The 17,580-nt window shown below is 37.4% G+C and carries 17 protein-coding genes, 3 tRNA genes and 1 pseudogene; 13 read left to right on the forward strand and 8 right to left on the reverse strand.

Annotated elements, in window-relative coordinates; genetic code table 11:
• Window positions 1-34 precede the first annotated feature (34 nt).
• From pal to SLS51_RS05015, 6 genes are all read left to right on the forward strand, one after another.
• On the forward strand, window positions 35-535 hold the full coding sequence (gene pal, locus SLS51_RS04990; protein ID WP_011145759.1) for a peptidoglycan-associated lipoprotein Pal: 501 nt from the start codon (window positions 35-37) through the stop codon (window positions 533-535).
• Between the two features lie 9 nt (window positions 536-544).
• Entirely contained in the window at window positions 545-1,321 is a 777-nt protein-coding gene (cpoB, locus tag SLS51_RS04995; protein ID WP_323836121.1) for a cell division protein CpoB, read from the forward strand.
• A 147-nt stretch (window positions 1,322-1,468) separates the two neighbouring features.
• Window positions 1,469-1,544 (forward strand) — tRNA-Lys (locus SLS51_RS05000).
• A 34-nt stretch (window positions 1,545-1,578) separates the two neighbouring features.
• Window positions 1,579-1,654 (forward strand) — tRNA-Lys (locus tag SLS51_RS05005).
• Window positions 1,655-1,691: 37 nt separating this feature from the next.
• Window positions 1,692-1,761 (forward strand) — tRNA-Lys (locus SLS51_RS05010).
• 660 nt (window positions 1,762-2,421) lie between these two features.
• Entirely contained in the window at window positions 2,422-2,739 is a 318-nt protein-coding gene (locus SLS51_RS05015) for a hypothetical protein (RefSeq protein ID WP_165577875.1), read from the forward strand.
• A 271-nt stretch (window positions 2,740-3,010) separates the two neighbouring features.
• Here SLS51_RS05015 and SLS51_RS05020 read toward each other — a convergent pair.
• Window positions 3,011-3,217, reverse strand: a pseudogene (locus tag SLS51_RS05020) (helix-turn-helix domain-containing protein); the annotation flags it as partial.
• 456 nt (window positions 3,218-3,673) lie between these two features.
• Here SLS51_RS05020 and SLS51_RS05025 point away from each other — a divergent pair.
• The 4 genes from SLS51_RS05025 to SLS51_RS05040 all read left to right on the forward strand — a co-directional run bounded on the left by SLS51_RS05025 (window position 3,674) and on the right by SLS51_RS05040 (window position 7,065).
• Window positions 3,674-4,570 (forward strand): tail fiber protein, encoded by an 897-nt coding sequence (locus SLS51_RS05025; protein ID WP_323836123.1) that lies wholly within the window; start codon window positions 3,674-3,676, stop codon window positions 4,568-4,570.
• A gap of 438 nt (window positions 4,571-5,008) precedes the next feature.
• Window positions 5,009-5,365 (forward strand): tlde1 domain-containing protein, encoded by a 357-nt coding sequence (locus tag SLS51_RS05030; protein ID WP_011145764.1) that lies wholly within the window; start codon window positions 5,009-5,011, stop codon window positions 5,363-5,365.
• Window positions 5,362-5,745, forward strand: coding sequence for a hypothetical protein (locus SLS51_RS05035; RefSeq protein WP_011145765.1), 384 nt, complete (start codon window positions 5,362-5,364; stop codon window positions 5,743-5,745). Before SLS51_RS05030 ends, SLS51_RS05035 begins: the two co-directional genes overlap by 4 nt.
• Before the next feature lie 405 nt (window positions 5,746-6,150).
• Window positions 6,151-7,065 carry a tail fiber protein gene (locus SLS51_RS05040; RefSeq protein ID WP_323836126.1) on the forward strand — a complete coding sequence of 305 codons (915 nt, stop codon included), beginning with the start codon at window positions 6,151-6,153 and terminating at the stop codon, window positions 7,063-7,065.
• Between the two features lie 157 nt (window positions 7,066-7,222).
• Here SLS51_RS05040 and SLS51_RS05045 read toward each other — a convergent pair whose 3' ends face one another.
• From SLS51_RS05045 to SLS51_RS05060, 4 genes are all read right to left on the reverse strand, one after another.
• Window positions 7,223-7,993, reverse strand: a complete 771-nt coding sequence (locus tag SLS51_RS05045; protein ID WP_323836128.1) for an ABC-2 family transporter protein — start codon at window positions 7,991-7,993, stop codon at window positions 7,223-7,225.
• Window positions 7,986-8,546 (reverse strand): ABC-2 family transporter protein, encoded by a 561-nt coding sequence (locus SLS51_RS05050; RefSeq protein WP_323836130.1) that lies wholly within the window; start codon window positions 8,544-8,546, stop codon window positions 7,986-7,988. The genes SLS51_RS05045 and SLS51_RS05050 overlap by 8 nt, the downstream gene beginning before the upstream one ends.
• 35 nt (window positions 8,547-8,581) lie before the next feature.
• Window positions 8,582-8,752 (reverse strand): hypothetical protein, encoded by a 171-nt coding sequence (locus SLS51_RS05055; RefSeq protein ID WP_232507904.1) that lies wholly within the window; start codon window positions 8,750-8,752, stop codon window positions 8,582-8,584.
• 100 nt (window positions 8,753-8,852) lie between these two features.
• Window positions 8,853-9,530, reverse strand: coding sequence for an ATP-binding cassette domain-containing protein (locus tag SLS51_RS05060; protein ID WP_323836337.1), 678 nt, complete (start codon window positions 9,528-9,530; stop codon window positions 8,853-8,855).
• Window positions 9,531-10,630: 1,100 nt separating this feature from the next.
• Between SLS51_RS05060 and nadA the strand changes: the two genes are divergently transcribed.
• The 3 genes from nadA (at window position 10,631) to aroG (ending at window position 13,888) form a co-directional block, all read left to right on the forward strand.
• Entirely contained in the window at window positions 10,631-11,671 is a 1,041-nt protein-coding gene (gene nadA, locus SLS51_RS05065) for a quinolinate synthase NadA (protein ID WP_323836132.1), read from the forward strand.
• A gap of 179 nt (window positions 11,672-11,850) precedes the next feature.
• The gene (gene pnuC / locus SLS51_RS05070) at window positions 11,851-12,576 is read left to right on the forward strand and encodes a nicotinamide riboside transporter PnuC (RefSeq protein ID WP_323836134.1); all 726 of its coding nucleotides are present in this window, start codon (window positions 11,851-11,853) and stop codon (window positions 12,574-12,576) included.
• Window positions 12,577-12,835: 259 nt separating this feature from the next.
• Window positions 12,836-13,888, forward strand: coding sequence for a 3-deoxy-7-phosphoheptulonate synthase AroG (aroG, locus tag SLS51_RS05075; RefSeq protein WP_323836136.1), 1,053 nt, complete (start codon window positions 12,836-12,838; stop codon window positions 13,886-13,888).
• A gap of 96 nt (window positions 13,889-13,984) precedes the next feature.
• Here aroG and gpmA read toward each other — a convergent pair whose 3' ends face one another.
• The 3 genes from gpmA to modF all read right to left on the reverse strand — a co-directional run bounded on the left by gpmA (window position 13,985) and on the right by modF (window position 17,483).
• Window positions 13,985-14,737: a 2,3-diphosphoglycerate-dependent phosphoglycerate mutase gene (gpmA, locus tag SLS51_RS05080; protein WP_323836138.1), complete on the reverse strand. Its 753-nt coding sequence runs from the start codon at window positions 14,735-14,737 to the stop codon at window positions 13,985-13,987.
• Between the two features lie 162 nt (window positions 14,738-14,899).
• Window positions 14,900-15,724 (reverse strand): CPBP family intramembrane glutamic endopeptidase, encoded by an 825-nt coding sequence (locus tag SLS51_RS05085; RefSeq protein ID WP_323836339.1) that lies wholly within the window; start codon window positions 15,722-15,724, stop codon window positions 14,900-14,902.
• Between the two features lie 283 nt (window positions 15,725-16,007).
• Window positions 16,008-17,483 (reverse strand): molybdate ABC transporter ATP-binding protein ModF, encoded by a 1,476-nt coding sequence (modF, locus tag SLS51_RS05090; RefSeq protein ID WP_323836140.1) that lies wholly within the window; start codon window positions 17,481-17,483, stop codon window positions 16,008-16,010.
• Window positions 17,484-17,580 lie beyond the last annotated feature (97 nt).

Below are 17,580 nucleotides of genomic sequence, written 5' to 3' on the forward strand. Positions count from 1 at the left end.
AATATGTATGGCAAATTTTAAAAGGATCAAAGAGATGCAACTGAACAAAGTGCTAAAAGGGCTGATGTTAGCTTTACCAGTTATGGCCGTAGCAGCGTGTAGTTCTAACAAGAATGCTGATAACGATCAGACTGGTGTAGGCACTGTTAACGAAACTAATGCGGGTCTGTCAGCAGAGGAATTAGCTCGTCAGCAAATGCAAGAGCTACAAAACAACAACATCGTATATTTCGGTTTTGACAAATACGACATCAACTCAGATTTTACTCAGCTGCTAGACGCTCACGCGGCATTCCTGCGCAGCAACCCATCTTATAAAGTTGTTGTAGAAGGTCATGCTGACGAACGTGGTACTCCTGAGTACAACATCGCATTAGGTGAACGCCGTGCTAATGCAGTGAAAATGTACCTGCAAGGCAAAGGTGTTTCCGGTGAGCAAATCTCTATCGTTTCTTACGGTAAAGAAAAACCTGCTGTACTGGGTCACGACGAAGCCGCTTATGCTAAAAACCGTCGCGCAGTACTGGCATACTAAGAGTAGTTCATGAACAGTAACTTCAGACATCATTTTTTGGGTCTGTCGTTATTGGTTGGCGTAGCGGTTCCTTGGGCCGCTATTGCCCAAGCGCCAATCAGTAATGTCGGCTCGGGTTCTACCGATGAGCGCCTTACCCAATTAGAGCGTATTTCCAACGCTCACAGTCAGCTATTAACTCAGCTCCAGCAACAACTTGCTGATTCTCAACGTGATATTGACATGCTTCGAGGGCAGATTCAGGAGAATCAGTATCAGCTCAATCAGATTATAGAGCGGCAGAAGGATATTTATCAGCAACTGGAAGGGGCTACCGGTTCTGAGGGGAGTAAACCTGCTGCAAATACAGCTTCTTCAACGGCAAGTAATACAAAAAACAGTGGCAATCAGGCATCATCATCTGCTGGTACAGGCAGCGAGAAGGGTGATTATGACGCTGCTGTTCATTTGGCAGTGAATACCAAAGAATATGATAAAGCGATTATAGCCTTTCAGAGTTTCGTGAAGAGTTACCCAAAATCGAGTTACATGCCTAATGCTAATTATTGGTTAGGACAGCTTAATTACAACAAGGGTAAAAAAGACGAAGCTGCGTATTACTTTGCTACGGTAGTAAAAGAGCACCCTAAATCGCAGAAGAGTGGTGAATCGCTTTATAAAGTTGGTTTAATCATGCAAGACAAGGGTCAGAAAGATAAAGCAAGATCGGTTTATCAACAGGTTATGAAACAATATCCTGGTTCGAACGCAGCTAAACTGGCGGAGAAAAAGCTTTCTACACTGTAATTATTGGCCCCGGAAGGGTGTAATAATACATTTTCGGGGTTTATTGAGTGCTTAGTAAGCATTTAAACGTAATTTGAAAAAATAATTATTGCGTAGTGCAGAAAAATCAGTAATATATGCCGCCGTTGCCGAGAGAAGTCACAAGATGGGTCGTTAGCTCAGTCGGTAGAGCAGTTGACTTTTAATCAATTGGTCGCAGGTTCGAATCCTGCACGACCCACCATCTTAAAGCTTCATTCAAAACAAATCTCCCAGATGGGTCGTTAGCTCAGTCGGTAGAGCAGTTGACTTTTAATCAATTGGCCGCAGGTTCGAATCCTGCACGACCCACCATCTTGAAGCTTCATTCAAAGCAAATTCCCCAGATAGATCGTTAGCTTAGTCGGTAGAGCCGTTGACTTTTAATCAATGGGTTGCAGGTTCGAGCCGAGCGAAGCGAGACAACAGCGCGTGAGCGCAAAGCTCCCAATAAATTATTTAAAGGAATACGAACTTATTTACTTGCAGAGTAAATGACTGTTAAAAACCTCCGGCAATTCATTTCAAATATATACCCGTCATCTTTCAAGTTGCTTCTTTGTTGGCTGCACTCACTCACCCCGGTCACATAGTTATCTATGCTCCCGGGGATTCGTTCCCTTGCCGTCGCGATGCATCTTGAAATCCATAGGGTATAGTCTAATTTGAATGAATAACAATGAAACATTCTTACATCTTAAATTATTAACCATTTTCATGTAATTAGCAGTAATAAACAACCCATTTTTTGAAATTAAAAAAATACCAAAATAAAATATGTCTATTAATTTAAAATTGAATTTCTAGATGATATTCATCATTCTTTTATTTTCCAAAGTATACCAATGTATAGCTTATAATTAACCTAAATAATTTTAATGCTGATATTTAATGTATTCCAGAAAACATTCTTCCCACTAATCATTTAATACTGATATGGCCATGAGATTATCTTATTATTTTCGCATCACTGATAAAATTCAATATTTAACTGCTTGTAGTAAATGTTAATTTAAATTTCACCGATAAGGTTACCTGCTATATAGGCAGTCAAATAACCGTAATAATAAGGAAACAATAAAATGGCACGAGTATATATAAACCCTAATCAGACTCTTGATATTTATAAGAATGGCAGTGTATTAGTTCCTACGCGTCAACCTTATATAACGATAAAAAACGTTAGCTTAGCGCTAGTTAAAGTGAGTGGCTACTGGTCATCCTTAGTTGGAGATTATACTCTGTATAATTCTATAGAGATCTATCCCGGTAGAAGTGAAATACTTGTACCGCCTCCTAATCTTATTTACTACTATAAAGTTACAGCCACCAATCTTGCTAGTTATTTAAACGCAGAAATTGAAGTGGGGGTTGGGTCGAATAAAAATCCTCTCTTTTAACCTGAGCTGGCCCTAGTAGAAAATATCCAAGGCGGGTCAACGTCAGTGATGCACCTCTGATCAGCACTATAGAAGCATTAGTCAGGGCATTCTATCGATATTTGTAAATGGTGCTAAGGCATACGGGAAAAAGATCTGACATACGTTACGAACAGGCATAGAGGTGATTTCACTGAATTGGTTGCGCAATCGGTGGAGCACAAACGCTCTATGTCTGTTTCATGTTTTGGGGACTTCTCGGTTGTTTTGTGAATTGCCGCCTCTAAATAGATTGTTCTATTCTGAATTTGATAGCTTCGATTGGCTCTGGTGGATCGATAGGGTAGTGTTTTGCTTCATAGGCTTCAATCAGCAGAACCATAACTTCCATATAATCGAATTCAGGTGTGCCGATTTCAGGTTGATTATCAAACAGTGAGGCAACAGTTTTTAATGCTTCTTGATAGTCTTGTTCTGTTCTAATGGGTTTAATATTCATTGTTCACTCCAGCTCTACTTTGTCGATAACCGCGTCAACCCGGCATTCCATCATATTATTGAAACCTTCCATTGTCAGTATTCTCATTTACCAACACGTTTTCAGAACTGGCAACTTAAGTGCATCGATGATAACAACAAGCGTGTCTTCTACAAGATGGGAAATCCTGTGATATTTCTGAACATTACCGCTTAGATATTTTTGTTCAAATGCTGGAATATTCAGTTTGGAATTTAAAATAGAAAAAATTATAGGATAAAATAGAAAGAGTAAAATAAAAATAATTTCCAGATGTTAAATATAAATTTGGAAGGTATATTTTTGATTCAAAAATGTTGAACCAAATTCTTTTTCTGGACTAGACTTTTATTAGTGTGAATTGCAAGGGAGACTATTTTTACAATAATTTAATATGTTGATTATAAAATAATATTATTTAATTTAAGGAGAAAGTACATGAGTCATAAGAATGATTTTAAAGCTTTTTCTATTAGTGATAATGCAAATGTGGTTAGTCAAGAAAAATATGAAGAAAACCAAAGTTTGCAGACTGGATTTCCATCGGGTAATGTTACCACTCACTTGTTAAATAAGGTATTACGTCAGTCATCAACCATATCATCTGTCGTCGCTGATTTTATCGCAACACAATCTGGCAATGATGTTCTGGATGATGGAAATGTAGCCAAACTCACCGATCAATTAAATAAAGCGATAGAACAAAAAATTACGACAGATATTCCCAGTGCCTCATTAACACAAAAAGGTGTGGTTCAGCTTACAAATGTGATTGGCAATAGCGACACGTTAGCGGTTACACAAAGGCTTGTTCAGGAAGTAATAAACTCATTACGTGAGTATACCCGTGAAGAGATAGATAACCGGATTAAAACAGTCGGTGAAGTTCCTATTGGTTCCCCTATTCCGTGGCCGTTGCCTTATCCACCTGTCGGCTATCTCAATTGTAACGGTTCTGCTTTTAATAAATTACAGTACCCAAAGTTAGCAGAAGCTTATCCTGACGGTAGGCTACCTGATTTAAGAGGCGAATTTATTCGTGGTTGGGATGATGGACGCGGTGTGGACATGGGACGCACAATGCTGTCGTGGCAGGGGGATGCGATGCAGCGAATGACAGGTTTTTTAGAAGCTGGTAACGGCATTGGTTTGATGACGCGTCCACATGATTCCACATCCGGAGTTTTTCTAGAGGGTGACTTGAGAACAATATCTCATGTGACACAAAATGGAACATCGTATGCAGTTAGTTTCGATTCATCACGTGTCGCACGTACTGCAAATGAAACTCGCCCTCGTAACATTGCATTTAACTACGTTGTAAGGGCAGCATAATTCTAGTGGCCGGAGCAGATTGAAGTAAGAATAAAGCCGGTTAGTCTGGCTTTATTTTTTATTCTGAAAACAGAAAAAGGGTAATGTGCCGTATTCTTGTGTAATGCCTAATGCCTAATGCCTAATGCCTAATGCCTAATGCCTAATGCCTAATGCCGAAAGCGATTTTGGATTATATCAACCAGCGTGCCTACATATGCCGTAGAACACGGAAGTGAAAATCTTTAATACCAGATATTCGTGTCCATATGTCAGAAGATTCAGTTTGGAACTGGAAGCAAAAAAAGTTACAGGAAAATATGGAGAATAAATCCAGTTATTTTAGTAATGTATGAGAACTATTCAGATATGTTATTGTCTAATTGATGAGCTATATGGGTTTTATTTAATTTGTAGAAATGAAACTTAGTATTAATAATTCAAGTAGAGGCATGCACTATGACGTGGATTTATCAACAATACAGTGGTGAAATTTATCACGATACGAAGCTAATTGGCCACGGTTGGAGTGGTCAGGGTATACATAAGAATAATCCTGCATCAGAAGGTATAAAAAACTTAGGTCCTATACCCAGAGGTTATTATAAAATAACCGGTGAAAATAGCTCAAAAGGCCCCATGACTATTATCCTTGACCCATGTAGTTATAATGATATGCATGGCCGTAGTGCTTTTAGAATTCACGGTGCTAGCAGAAAAGATCCTGAACATTCATCAGAAGGTTGTATAATTCTTAATAGAGATATACGACGTGAGATATTGCTCTCGCACGATATGGATTTGGTTGTCGAATGAAAAGACTAATATTGATATTAACTGCGATGCTTTTTACTGCTAACGCTGTGGCGGGAACAAGATCTGATGATTGTGCAGATATTAACGGTTGGAATGTTCAGCAAGTAATACAGAAAGCTGAACAAAAAGGTATTATTAAGTCTGATAATGTTGATATTTCAAAGAGTGCTAGCATTTTGTTAAATGAATTTCCTCTGAAACACAATGGTAGGATAATTACGTTAAATGATGGAGTGGAAGGGGAAAAACTCTCTACTGAGGTGATAAAGGTTTCTTTGTTTGATAAATCAAGAAACTCGACAGTAAATATTATTGCTGTCACCCTAGTATCAAACATCGAATGTTCGTTAACAGATCCTAGTGTTATAGTCATTCCATAAACCTATTCTATCAAGCAACGGAATAGATAAGGAAATAAAGCCGGGTAACCGGCTTTATTTTTTTATTCTGAAAACAGAAAAAGGGTAATGTGCCATATTTTTGCGGTAAAATTTCATAATAGCATCGATGGGGTTTCAATATGTACTTGCGACAAATGTACATATCTACACACCATCGAGATATTTTCTTAATCCCCATTTCTTGCAAAGCCGAAAGCGACTCTAAAATGTTGAGCTACTTATTGCTGCCAATGATACAAAAACGGTTAAGCTTATAAGTAATAAGAACACAGTGTTATTTTTTTCCTGAACTAGACTTTGATTAGCCTGAATTACAGGGGATTATTTTTACAATAATTCAAGAGGTTGATTATAAAATCACATTATTTAATTTAAGGAAAATATATGAGTTCTAAAAATGATTTTAAGGCTTTTTCTATTAGTAGTAATGCAAATGTCATTAGTCAAGAAAAATATGAACAAAACTTGGGTTTGCAGGTGGGATTTTCTCCGGATAATGTTCCCACTCACTTGTTAAATAAGGTGTTACGTCAGTCATCAACTATATCATCTGTCGTCGCTGATTTTATCGCGACACAATCTGGCAATGATATTCTGGATGATGGAAATGTAGCTAAACTTACCGCTCAATTAAATAAAGCGATAGCACAAAAAATTACAACAGATATGCCCAATGCTTCATTAACACAAAAAGGGGTTGTTCAGCTTACAAATGTGATTGGCAATAGTGATACATTGGCAGTGACGCAAAAGCTTGTTCAGCAAGAAATAAACTCATTACGTGAGCATACTTATACCCGCGAAGAGATAGATAACCGGATTAAAACAGTCGGTGAAATTCCTGTTGGTTCTCCTATTCCCTGGCCGTTACTCTATCCTCCTTTCGGTTATTTTATTTGTAATGGCTCACCTTTTAATAAATCACAGTATCCGAAGTTGGCGGAGGCTTATCCTGGCGGTAGATTACCTGATTTAAGAGGAGAATTTATCCGCGGATGGGATGATAATCGTGGTGTTGATAGTGGTCGTGGGCTTTTGTCTTGGCAGGGAGATGCAATCAGAAATATTACAGGGTCAACTCAAGCTATACATGCTCAGATGGGCGGTGCTCCCCAGACGCCTATTGTGAATGGTGTCATGGCATCGTTGCGATATGGTACGGCAGATACACGTTCAGCAAATAATGGCGGTAGTACTGATCTTACCTATTTTGACATTGATGCATCAAGACAAGTCCCAACCGCTAACGAAAATAGGCCCCGTAACGTGGCATTTAACTACATCGTAAAGGCTGCATAATTCTAGTGGCTGAAACAGCTTGAAGTAAGAATTAAGCCGGTTAGTCCGGCTTTATTTTTTTGGTTATTTTAAATAAATCTAAGGAATTACCAACTTTACCTGAATTAGAATGTGAACTATAGCTTACTGAAATAATTTCCAATTTCATTACGTTTCCTCACGTTATATATTTCGAATACCTTTTGACACCAATATCAAAAACCAATTTCGCTATAAAAATTAAAATCAATGTGACCAGAGTTTGAATAAAAAACCATTTCATACTCATTATTCCACTTGCTACTGAAGCTGGAACACCAGTTATAAATAGACACGGAAGTATGAACATTAAAATAAAACGAACTATACCATGAAAAGATTGTTCAGGTCTCACCAATACTTTAAAACAAGGATTTGAGTTCTTAATACTAACTAATGAAGCTGTCCAAAATATTGTTGTTCTTATGATCCATGTAATTGAAGTAAGTATTAAGACTCCTTCTAATGCCATTATCAAATGTAAAAAAACCAACAAAATATTAGTACCAAGGTAAATATGTACAGTAAAAAATAACACTAAAGATAGGAATGACAATAAAAAATGCTCAAATGCAATATTTGTAGTGACATATAAAAATTGAGTATTTATAGGTAACGTTAAATGAGGTTCTAACTTTAATGACTTGACTTTTTTAACCAGCAAGAAGCTTCCTTTACCAAATAAAAAAAGATAAAAATTATCGATTAAACATACTGTAGTGAAAAATATAATAACAAAATCATCAGATAAAATATAATTTGAAGATTGTGAATTTAAAATAGCATACCAAAAAAAAGCTTGTGCTATATAGTAACTAAAATTAACAAAAGCGGATAACCAAAAATTTAATGGGCTTCTTTTTGCTTCTGATAATCCACTTTTAAAACCAATAAATATAACTCTAAGCATTACCATTATATCCTTGATTGTATTTTAACATATAATTCCAAATAAAATTAAAAATCATCATTAAACACATCATGACTAAGAATCCATTAAATATAAAATAAATAGATATTGAATTTGTTGCAAATTTAACTGGAATATAGGTAATGTATTGAAACGGAATATAATTAAATATTGATTTTAAAGAGTCACCAAACACATCTAATGGTATCAACGCACCTGAAAGGACCCATGACAAAGTATCCTTAATAATGATAAAAGAGTACGAGCCTCTAAATTTGAATGCCATACATGACAATATCATTGTTAAGTACAAATTGATAAACAACCCTATACATAACGAAATAAATAGATATATAATATTAGGAATGTCTTTTTGGTATATAATTATGAATGAAATTAATGGTGACATTATAAATAATCTAGCTAATATCTGTCCGAAAGCATATTCTGAATAATATAATAGTATGGATTTTGGCATTATAATTAGTCTATCTATACTACCATCTTCAATATGGAACGATAAATTTTCTGGAAATCCGGTAATACTTGTCAATTGAAATATAATAACAGACCATAATATATAAACTATTATCTCATCATGCGTATATACCCGTCATCTTTCAAGTTGCCTCTTTGTTGGCTGCACTCACTCACCCCGGTCACATAGTTATCTATGCTCCCGGGGATTCGCTCCCTTGCCGTCGCGATGCTTCTTGAAATCCATAGGGTATAGTTAACAAAACCATTTGATTTTGTCATGGTATCCCAAAAAGATAGTTCAACCGCATATAATGTTACAATTATAAATAAGTAACCAAATATTATATTCTTAGCCCTAATGGTTTCAATAAAAGAAAATTTAATTATCACAGAAAAGCCTCTCTAGATATAGCGCATTCTTTTCTTTCGAATTATTTTTATTTAGATGTATTTTTGATATTTCACCATCCTTCAAGAAGATAATATCTTTGCAAACATCCGCAATATCTATCATATTATGTGAGGTAATTAGTATTTTACTTTCATTATTTTGAGCATAATCTTTTAAAATGTTGCGTAATAGAATTTGTGACTCTATATCTAATCCGATTGTTGGTTCATCCAATATCAGTAATTTTGGCCTATTAAGAAAGTGTATTAATAAGTTAGATTTTACAGATTGACCTAAAGAGCACGTTTTTGCAGGTTTTTTTGCTATGCTATTCAGGTTCAACATTTCTATCATATTTTCAACACTATTCTTATCATAATTACGTTTATATATCTTAGAAAAAAGCTCAATATTTTCATAGAGAGATAACTCATCCCAAAGCATTGACTTATTGCCAAAAACGATACCAAGATTAGATAAAAGATTAAGAGGTCTTCCATTTGAATCAATACCAAAAACAGTAATATTTCCAGAATTTGGAGTTAAAATACCGGAAATCAGCTTTATTAAAGTTGTTTTTCCGGCGCCATTCCTCCCCAGTAATCCTATAATCTTGCTATCGTCAAATATTTCAATATTTATATTTTCAAATAAAACTATTTCGATTTAATTTAATGAAAATATATTTTTAAAAATATTTTTTTTAATTTCTCTACTTTTATAACTAAAGCATAAATCAGTAATTTTTATCATTTTAATTCACTATTTTTGTAAGTAATATGTCATTGTCATGCATGATATATTCTTTTACTTTACTATTTTCACCATAAACAATAAATTCTTCTTTATCTAGATTAATTATTCTTTTCGCATAATCTTGATCCTAAAATAACCTACTTAATACTTCACCAGTTTCTAAATGCCAACTTAAAATATAGCAACTGTAACTTAATTTATAGTAAAATTAATATTTGTTGTCAAATTAGAAAACCTGTTTGTTAACAAAAATGTTGAATCACATCACAAAGCAGACTCCTTATTAGATGCTATATTTACTCTTTTATGTAAAATGTTAAAACCACCGGCTTCGAGATAAAGATAGTTTGTCTTTCAAAGTCGAAATGGTGTATCGTGTTTTATATTTAAAAAACATTAATCATACCCGATTTTTATCTTTATTAATGCGGTATTACTGGCAGTCTTGAGTCGTTTTTATCAGTCGCTACCCTTTATGTTTTTTAGGATAATCAAGCTTTTTTCAGAGCTTAAATCTTGCCACATTAACTGTTTTGTCCGCTTTTTTATTTTGTTATCTTTTATGTCTTTGTTCATAAAATAACGGAGAGAAAACGCTTAAATACCAGTTATTCGGATAATATTTTGTTGTGTTCTAATTTCTTTTTAACTCATTGCTAATGGTTAATGGACTTCGATTAAATTCAATTAACACTTTTTTTAAAAGTGCATTTATTATTGATTTTAATTCGTTATTAAAAAGAGGGTAAGCCGGTAAAACGATTCTCATGCTTGGGATTTCCTTATTTTTTAATTAAAAAATAATTTAATAAATAGCTTTAATAAAACAGCTTTTATAAATATAATAATGTTTTCTGTTTAGCCATCCTATCATAGATAAAATATCTCGCGATAAATTACTATAAATTGATCATTTTGTTTAGTATATTAAACAAATCTGGGCAAATTTTCGGCCTGAAAACCAAAATTATCGCTTTTTAAAACCATATACTAAACAGAGAATCAAAGTAATGAACCAGTATATTGATTTTAATTCAACCATTTATCCATTCCCACCTAAACCTGCCTTTCTCAGTAAGGATGAAAAAAAACATTACCGTGAAAAAATTAAACGCCTTCTAAAACAGCAGGATGCCGTTATGGTCGCACATTATTACACTGACCCTGAGATCCAAGCTTTAGCTGAAGAGACAGGAGGGTGTGTTGCCGATTCATTGGAAATGGCACGTTTTGGTAATAATCATCCGGCCTCTACTTTATTAGTTGCCGGTGTGCGGTTTATGGGAGAAACCGCCAAAATTCTCAACCCGGAAAAGCGTGTTTTAATGCCAACGCTGGAAGCTGAGTGTTCGCTAGATCTTGGTTGCCCTGAAAAAGAGTTCACCCAGTTTTGTGATGACCATCCTGATCGTACCGTTGTGGTTTATGCAAATACATCAGCAGCCGTTAAAGCACGAGCAGATTGGGTTGTGACTTCAAGTATTGCTGTTGAACTGATCGATTATCTGGATAGTCAGGGAAAGAAGATAATTTGGGCACCCGATCGCCACTTGGGGAATTATGTCCGTAAACAAACAGGAGCCGATATTCTGTGTTGGCAGGGGGCTTGTATTGTTCATGATGAATTTAAAACTCAGGCCTTGCTAAGGATGAAAGGTCTGCATCCCGATGCTGCGGTATTGGTTCATCCTGAATCGCCACATGCTGTTATTGATCTGGCTGATGCTGTTGGTTCGACCAGCCAATTAATCAAAGCAGCGCAATCTTTGCCGCATCAGAAACTGATTGTGGCAACAGATAAAGGTATTTTTTATAAAATGCAGCAAGCGTGTCCTGAGAAGCAGTTATTTGCAGCGCCTACGGCTGGAGAAGGGGCGAGTTGTCGTAGTTGCGCTCATTGTCCGTGGATGGCAATGAATGGTTTACAAGCCATCGTTCAGGGGTTGGAACAGGGAGGGGGTCAGCATGAGATATTGGTTGAAAAAGAATTACGGGAAAAGGCACTTATTCCTTTAAATAGGATGCTTGATTTTGCAACTCAGCTAAAATAGAAAATTGAATAATGAAGGTAATATTTTATTGTATACCCAATGGATTTCAAGATGCATCGCGGCGGCAAGGGAGCGAATCCCCGGGAGCATAGCAAACTATGTGACCGGGGTGAGTGAGTGCAGCCAACAAAGAGGCAACTTGAAAGATGACGGGTATAGATAATAATAGGATATAACAGATGGATTTTTTCAGTATTAACAATATATTAGTCAATATTCCTCTGGGAAAAGGAGGATATGATTTATCGTGGATTGAAGCGGTAGGTACGATCGCTGGCTTGTTATGTATTTGGTTTGCCAGTCAGGAGAAGATAATTAACTATTTGTTTGGGCTAATTAATGTCACATTATTTGCTGTGATTTTCTTCCAAATTCAACTTTATGCCAGTTTATTGCTGCAATTATTCTTCTTTGCGGCAAATATTTATGGTTGGTATGCCTGGAGCAGGGTTAATGATCAGCAGCAGATTGAACTTAAAATACGTTGGTTAAGTTTGCATAAGGCGGTAATAATTAGTCTAATTTCTGTGCTATTGATTGCCATTATGACTTTTAATATTGATCGAGTCTTCGGTTATCTGACTCAGATTGCCGTTACGATTATGCAAAAATTTGGCTTTAATGTTCAGATGCCGATATTGGAACCCGATGCATTCCCATTCTGGGATTCGACAATGACAGTGCTATCTATTGTGGCCATGATTCTGATGACCCGCAAATATGTTGAAAACTGGCTGGTATGGATGGTTATCAATGTGATAAGCGTTGTTATCTATTTCCATCAAGGCGTGCTGGCAATGTCGTTGCAGTATGTGATTCTTTTGGGTATTGCATTTAATGGCTCCCGTTTGTGGGTTCAGGCAGCTAAGGAGAACCATTCTTTGCCATTGTCTCATGTGAAATAGTTTGCTAACTATGCCAGAGAATTGTTTTGTCGATTTCTGGCATATTTTTAGGTATTTACTTTGATAATTCTCATTTCTAAAGATATTTCAACTATAAGAATGGAATTAGCCACATTTGACTATATCTTGCTATGTCTTGAGTTAAGCATTGATTTATTTATTCTCTACAAAGAATATTTACAGTTTGGCTTCTAACAGTTAGATTAAAATCACAAGATTGCTTTAATTAAATAGATAAAGATGTAGATGAGAGAGGGCTATGAATTATCAGAATGATGATATAAGAATTAAAGAGATAAAAGAATTATTACCTCCTGTGGCACTACTTGAAAAATTTCCAGCAACTGAAAAGGCTGCATTTACAGTACGTAAGGCGCGTAAAACGATTCATCAAATTCTGACGGGTGAAGATGATCGTTTGTTGGTGGTGATTGGGCCATGTTCTATTCATGATCCTAAAGCAGCAATGGAATATGCCGGGCGGTTGAATGAATTGCGTGAAGAGCTGAAAGAGGATCTGGAAGTTGTCATGCGAGTTTATTTTGAAAAACCGCGCACAACCATTGGCTGGAAAGGGTTAATTAATGACCCTCATATGAATCATAGCTTTGATATTAATGATGGTTTGCGTTTAGCTCGTCAGTTGTTACGGGATATTAATGATATGGGGCTACCGGCTGCGGGGGAATATCTGGATATGATTTCTCCACAGTATTTAGCCGATTTGATGAGTTGGGGAGCAATTGGCGCTCGTACAACGGAATCTCAGGTCCATCGTGAGTTGGCTTCTGGCCTTTCCTGTCCGGTTGGTTTTAAAAATGGTACTGATGGTGCGATAAAAGTTGCCATTGATGCGATTAATGCAGCGGGCTCTCCTCACAGTTTCCTTTCTGTCACTAAGTGGGGACATTCCGCGATTGTAAATACTAGCGGAAACAACGATTGTCATATTATTTTGCGTGGTGGTAAAGAACCGAATTACTGTTCTGAACATGTCGCTGCCGTGAAGCAAGAGTTGGAAAAAGCCGGTTTGCCGGCAAGAATTATGATTGATTTCAGTCATGCCAATAGTTCTAAGCAATTTAAAAAGCAGATGGATGTGTGTTCAGATGTGAGTCGGCAACTTATCGCAGGGGAGAAAGCGATTATTGGTGTCATGGTAGAAAGTCATTTGGAAGAAGGAAATCAGAACCCGGATAGCGGTCTGCCATTGGTATATGGTAAAAGTATTACTGATGCTTGCATTGGTTGGGCTGATACTGAAATTTTATTACGTCAATTGTCGTCGGCAATAAAAGCGCGTTGTGGCTGATAACATTTTTCCAATGTAAAAAAACCGGAATCGACAACTCCGGTTTTTTATGTTTGCTGGAAAATAGGGTGTCAGCAATTTTTTATCGGCAATGAATTATTTCGCTTTACCTTGGTTTGCTACCGCCGCGGCTTTTGCTGCGATTTCATCAGCGTTACCCAGATAGTAATGTTTGATTGGTTTCATGTTTTCGTCGAATTCATAAACCAAAGGTACTGCTGTTGGGATATTTAGCTCAAGAATGGCTTCTTCGCTCATATTATCCAGATATTTAACCAAAGCACGCAAAGAATTACCGTGCGCTGCGATAATCACTTTCTCACCTTGAGCAACACGCGGTTTGATAACGTCTTCCCAGTAAGGGATCACGCGTTCAATCGTCGTTGCCAGGCTTTCAGTCACGGGTAACTCTTCTGGCTTCAAATTTGCATAACGTGGATCATGGCCTGGGAAACGTTCATCATCTTTAGTTAAATCTGGTGGGGTGATAGCAAAACCACGACGCCACAGTTTAACTTGGTCATCACCGTACTTAGCTGCGGTTTCTGATTTGTCCAAACCTTGCAGAGCACCATAATGACGTTCATTTAGTTTCCAGCTCTTTTCAACAGGTAACCACTGTTGATCAACTTGATCCAGAATGTTCCACAGCGTATGGATAGCGCGTTTTAGCACGGAGGTGTAGGCAAAATCAAAAACAAAACCTTTTTCTTTCAACAGTTGCCCTGCTTGTTGAGCTTCGGCGCGACCTTTTTCAGATAACGCGACGTCAGTCCAGCCAGTGAAACGGTTCTCTTTGTTCCACTCGCTTTCGCCATGTCTTACCAGAACCAGTTTAGTGACAGCCATAGCTTAAACTCCTTAAAAATCAAACTTAATGATAACTGAGCGCATTATATTGCCCTATGCACCAGAACAGCAATCAATAGTCTTGTTTCAAACTTTATTTGCTTGAAAAGCTGAATTGCTTGCAGATTGCTGAATAGATACCACCGGGCAAGTTTGACACGTTTATAACGCAGTCACCAACTTGATTGGGTAAGTAAAGAACAGCAAATGAACCAAATTGAGCGCGAAATGGAACCCAACAGCGACCCACAGACGGCCACTCCACATCCATGCTAGCCCATATATTAATCCGGCAAGTGTAGCAAAAATCATTAATAATGGGCCGCCGACGAAGTGTGCGCCACCAAAAATCAAAGCAGTGATGATCAGGGCAAAATAGGGGTTAATCCACTGACTCAATCTCTGTTGGATATAACCTCGGAATAGCGCTTCTTCTGCCAGAGAAACGAAGAAAATATTGGCCAATATAAACATCGGTAACCATTGTGGCATGTGCAGTTCAACTGCGAGCCCTCCGAGAGCCGTTGCTATGCTTAATAATACAGGAATAGCAATAGCTAAGATTATCCAGGCATAAGGCTGAATTTTGGTCAGTGGCTTTGTTGTAAATAGGCCAGGTATGCAACATAACAGCAGGAAAGGAATGAGTGCTTTGTCAAAGTTGAAATACATTGAGAATGGAGCACTATGAGGGCCTACTTGAACTTTATCGAGATATTTCAGGTTATTAAAACCGGGGAGCAGATGTAAAAATAATGCCACTGCAAAGGCGAGTAATAGCAATTCAGTTGTGATTTTAATGATGTTATTTTGTTGAAAATAGATACGTAGCGCACCTAACAAAAAAATAATCGCAATAGTGGCGACTGCCGGATAGGCCATAGTTTGCGTGACGAATCCGGTAATGACCGCGGCCAGTAGAACAATCAGTGCAGTGGTGCGGTGTATAGCTAATAACGCCAGTGATGCAGCAAGTAAACCCCAAATCATATAATTTCCCTTTATTTTTAACAAATTAAAAAACGATCTGAAAAGCAGACCAAAAATCGATGATGGATGTTATTTAGTGAGCAAAAATAATAATGCATGATAACTAAATTGCGATGTTTTTTTCACTGGTCGGAGAAGTTCTTATGCTGGTAATCGTCGTTCCTTAATTCAGGTTCTTTGGTTAAGGATTAATCACCTCATTAAGGTACTAATAGAAATGGCAGTGATGAAAATTGGCTAGACTCATTAAGATCCCCGCATAACGGGGAACTGTCAGAAATCAATCAGAAACTTTCTCTGTTTTGTAGCGGTATAGATCACCATCAGGAATAAATATCAGTCGGTGAGTAATGCATTGCGGCGCATCTTCTTGATGATGAGAAACAAACAGTAGTTGAGTATCGCCATCAGCGATCATGATATCAATAAAACGTAATATTAACTGACGGTTGAGTGGATCAAGCCCTTGCAGAGGTTCATCAAGAATCAATAAAGCCGGATGTTTAACCAGTGCGCGAGCTATTAGAACCAGCCGTTGTTGTCCCCATGAAAGGCGGTGAAACGGACCATTGGCAATCTGAGTAGATAATCCCAGTAAAGCCAGCCATTCATCAGCAAGTTGCTGCTGGCGATCCGATACTGCCTGATAAAGACCAATTGAATCGAAGAAACCGGACAGAATCACATTACGAACGCTGATACTGACACGATATTCCAGATGAATGCTGTTGCTAATATAGCCAATATGGCGTTTGATATCCCAAATGGTTTCGCCGCTACCGCGTTGACGGCCAAACAGGATCAGTTCATTACTGTAGCCTTGAGGATGATCTCCGGTAATCAGACTCAAAAGCGTTGATTTTCCAGCACCATTTGGGCCAATAATTTGCCAATGTTCACCTGAATTCACTTGCCAATCTAGTCCATGCAAAATTGGCTGATCATTATATTGAACGATACCGTTACGTAGGATAATCAGCGGTTGATCGGGCGGTAGCTGATTATTGACAGGAAATTCATCTGGTTCAGGTAAATGAATACCGTTCAGTTTTTCACTGTGTGCCAGTTGAGCCACCAAGGAATCTGACATCACTTTTTCTTTGATGCCAATAGAGGTTAACTGGCAATCCGCTAATACGCCAATCTGATCAACAAAATCTGGGATTTCACTGAACCGGCTAAGGATAAGTACCAAAACGATTCCTTTTGATGACAATTTTTCCAATAATTCAGCGAGTTGACCACGGGAAAATAGATCAAGACCATTAAAAGGTTCATCAAGAATCAGCAAATCAGGTGAAGCCATCAGTGCCTGGCAAAGTAATGTTTTATGGGTTTCACCAGTAGAAAGATATTTAAAACGACGGGAAAGTAAATCCATAATACCGAACTGTTTTGCCAGTTCCAGGCAAAGTTCATTATCTTTATGATAAAGTTGGATAATTTCTGCCGCAGTGCGACCGGTATCATCTTCATCATCACTGAGCATATCACTATTATTGCGTTGCCACTCTTCTTCCGTCAGTTTTTGTAATTGTTCTAGAGAGACGCGGGCGCACCTGCGAAATGAGCAATTTCGTTCGCCGGAAAGTAGAACGAGTTCATTTGAAAGTGCGCGGGCCAATGATGATTTTCCGCTACCATTAGCACCAATGAAAGCCCAATTTTCGCCAGAGGTTATTTTTAGTGATGATAACTGCAAGGTTCGAGTATCACTTAAACGGAAACAGCCTTGCGTTATTTGCAATTCAGACATCTTTTCTTCCTTTTTAAGCAACGCAAATATTTTTCCACAAATAAGCGGAATGCCGCGGAATGTCAATATTAACTTTTAATTAACATTTAATGTCGGA

It is taken from the genome of Photorhabdus africana, assembly GCF_035181445.1.
GTDB classification, from domain to species: Bacteria; Pseudomonadota; Gammaproteobacteria; order Enterobacterales; family Enterobacteriaceae; genus Photorhabdus; species Photorhabdus laumondii.